The sequence below is a fragment of the Streptomyces sp. LS1784 genome, from assembly GCF_020103755.1.
GTDB lineage: Bacteria > Actinomycetota > Actinomycetes > Streptomycetales > Streptomycetaceae > Kitasatospora.
In genome coordinates this window covers 1-2886 of the sequence record NZ_JAHSQD010000793.1, presented here as the reverse complement: position 1 = coordinate 2886, position 2886 = coordinate 1, and the positions used below count along the sequence as shown (strand labels likewise).

2 protein-coding genes and 1 pseudogene are annotated in these 2886 nt (G+C 76.3%); 1 reads left to right on the top strand and 2 read right to left on the bottom strand.

Annotated features, from left to right (window positions below; all coding sequences use genetic code 11):
• Nucleotides 1–239: 239 nt before the first annotated feature.
• Together KS423_RS42485 and KS423_RS42480 are read right to left on the bottom strand one after the other, a co-directional pair.
• Nucleotides 240–1034 (bottom strand): aminotransferase class IV, encoded by a 795-nt coding sequence (locus tag KS423_RS42485; protein WP_224285050.1) that lies wholly within the window; start codon nucleotides 1032–1034, stop codon nucleotides 240–242.
• The gene (locus tag KS423_RS42480; protein ID WP_224285049.1) at nucleotides 1027–2007 is read right to left on the bottom strand and encodes a GNAT family N-acetyltransferase; all 981 of its coding nucleotides are present in this window, start codon (nucleotides 2005–2007) and stop codon (nucleotides 1027–1029) included. Before KS423_RS42480 ends, KS423_RS42485 begins: the two co-directional genes overlap by 8 nt.
• A gap of 181 nt (nucleotides 2008–2188) precedes the next feature.
• Here KS423_RS42480 and KS423_RS42475 point away from each other — a divergent pair.
• Nucleotides 2189–2886 (top strand): annotated as a pseudogene (locus KS423_RS42475) (hypothetical protein); the annotation flags it as partial.

The window sequence follows — 2886 nt, the reverse complement described above, 5'->3', positions numbered from 1 at the left end:
GCGCCGCCCGGGGCCGTGCCGTGAACGTCGGTGCCGTACGCATCGGTGCCGTATGCGTTGGCGCCGTACACGTCGGTGCCGTACGCATCGGTGCCGTACGCATCGGTCCTGCGGCGGTCTTGGCGGCGTGCCATGGATGGGCCTTCCTTCGGTTCTGCGTCGCTCGTCGTCGACGTGTTCCACCCTAGGAAGGACGGCTTCCGCGAACCATGCAGGTCACCGGCGGACCGTGGGTGGGGTTATCCCCCCACCGGTTCGGCGGGGATCCCCAGGTAGGCGGCGCGCAGTTCGGCGAGCACCGGGTGGTCGGGGTCGAAGGCGGTGCCGTCCACGGCCGCCAGCGGCCGCACCCCGACGCCCGCGTTCACCGCGAAGGCGGCGGTGAAGCGGTCCAGCCCGGCGGCGGGCAGCGGCTCGCGGGACTGCGGGCCCCGGTACGCGCCCGACAGCAGGGCCTCGGTCACGCCGGGCAGGCTCGGGCCCTGCGGCCAGACCAGCTCGTCCCCGGCCAGGAAGCCGGCGTTCCAGGTCGCGCCCTCGACCACCAGGCCGTCCTGGTCGACCAGCAACACGTCGTCGTAGCCAGCGAGTTGGGCCTGCCGACGGTGGTGCACCAGGCCGAACAGGCCGACGTGCTTCACCTCCGGCAGCTCCCGCCGGTACGCCACGGTGCGGACCCTCAGCGGGGCGGGCGCGGCCGCCACGGCCGGGCGGGTGGTCACCAGCAGGACGGGTGCGGCCGGGGCGGCGGGGCGCTCCAGGCCGAGCGCCGGGTCGTACACGGTCACCCGGACGGTCACCGGCGCACCGTCGGCGGGCAGCACCGCTCCGATCCGCTCCCGCACCACCGCCCGGTCCAGCTCGGCACCGAACAGCACCCGGCAGTCCCGGACCAGCCGGTCCAGGTGCAGCGCCAGACCGCGCACCCGGCCCGCCTCGGCGCGCAGGGTGGTGAAGTGCCCGTAGTTGAGCAGCCCCAGCGCGGCCAGCCGCGCCGGGTCGGCGGGGGCGCCGTCGATCTCGATCTCAGCCATCCCCCGAGTCTGCCAGCTGCGGGGACGGCGGCGAGGACAGCGGTGAGGACGGCGGCGGGGCGGGGTCCGGCAGCGGCACCGGGCGGTACGGGCTGACCATCCGCCGGCCCGCCGTCCGGGCCGCCCGCTCGAACTCCTCGATCCGGTACGCCAAGCCCTCCGGCTCCCCCGCGTCCGACCAGCGCCACGCCTCCGCCCACCACTGCGGGCCGCGCACCAGCGGCCGGCCGGCCAGCGCCAGGTACAGGGCCAGCGTGGAGCGGGCGTACTCGTGCACCCAGCCGTCGCAGCCCCGGTAGTCCGCCGTCTCGTCCAGCCGCAGCCAGCGGCCCTCCTGCCCCGCGGTCAGTATCGGCACCCAGCCGCGCAGCCGGTCGGCGACCAGCAGGAACAGCCGGCCGTCCTCCTCCCGTACCCGGTGCAGCGGGAGCTGCGGCATCCGGGCGAAGGACAGCGAACGCTTCCAGCCCACCACCCACAGGCCCCGGCGCAGGTAGTAGCGGACCGCCGGCTGCCATGACCAGTGCGCCTCCAGCCGGAACCCCGGCAGGCCCTCGGCGGTGGCCGCCGCGTACACCTCGTCCAGCGCGGCGGCGGCCAGCCCCCGGCCCCGCGCGGCCGGGGTCACGTAGAGGGAGGAGACGGCGAGCTGGCTCGGGCCCTTGGTCCAGTTGTCCACCGCGACGGTGCCCACCACGGCACCGGCGTCGTCCTGGATCCAGTAGCGCCGCCGGTACAGCTCCCCGCCCGGCCACTCCCGGCCGCTCTCCCCCAGCCGCTCCCGCCACCCGCGCTCCGCCTGCGGCGCCAGCCCGTCCGGGTCCACCGGCTCGCCCAGCTCGCCCTCCACCAGGGACGCCAAGTCCCAGAGCGCGAACCGCCGTTCCTCCCCCGGCCCGGCCGCCCGCAGCCGCGGCCCCGCTGCCAGCCGGTCCTGCGCCCGCTCCACCGCCGCACCCCACGACCTCAGCACACGGTGAGGATAGCGGGAAGGTCGGGACGAGCAGTAATCCGTCGACCACCGAACGTCAGCGCGGGCAGGGGGATGCGCAGTGCCGGCCCCACGCCACCGGCGGGCGGGGTAGGGGAAACCCGACCACAGGACTCGACTTGGCCGTGATGACCCCGCCGGCCTGCGCCGATGCAATGGAGGGGTGACGAAACGGGCGTGGTGGTGGTGCGGCGGGTGGGTGGTCGCGGCGGGGTGGGCGGGGGCGTTCCCGGTGGTGTCCGGGCTCGGGCCGCACCGGAGTTGGGGGGCCTGGGCGGCCTGCGGGTACCTGTCGGCGGCGCTCGCCGTGGTGCTGCTGCGGCGGCGCGGTCGTGAGGTGTCGGTGGCGGTCGCGGCCGTCGGGGCGGTGCTGGTGCCGCTGCTCGTGCTGGTGCCGGACGGGCGGGGGCAGAGCGAGGTCGGGGTGATCGAGCGCTCCGGGTCGCTGCTGCTGCACACCGGCACGCCGTACCTGGCCGACCCGCAGTCCGTCGCGGAGTACACCCCGTACCTCCCCGGGATGGCCCTGCTGGGCCTGCCCCGGGCTCTGCTGGGCGGTTCGCCGCTGGGCGACGCCCGGCTCTGGTGTGCGGCGGTGTTCCTGCTCTGCGTGCTGCGGACGGTACCCGTCGGGCACCGGCTCGGCGCCGCCGCGCTCACCGCCTCACCAGTGGTCGCGCTGCCGCTCTGCGTCAGCGGGGTCGACCTGCCGCTCACCGGCCTCTGTTGGCTCGCCCTGGTCCGCGCCGCCGAACGGCGGCCGGTGGCGGCCGGGTTGGCGCTGGCCGCCGCCTGCTCGCTGAAGTGGACGGCCTGGCCCGCGCTCGCCGTGGTGGCGGCCCTGCTGGCGGCTTCCGCCGG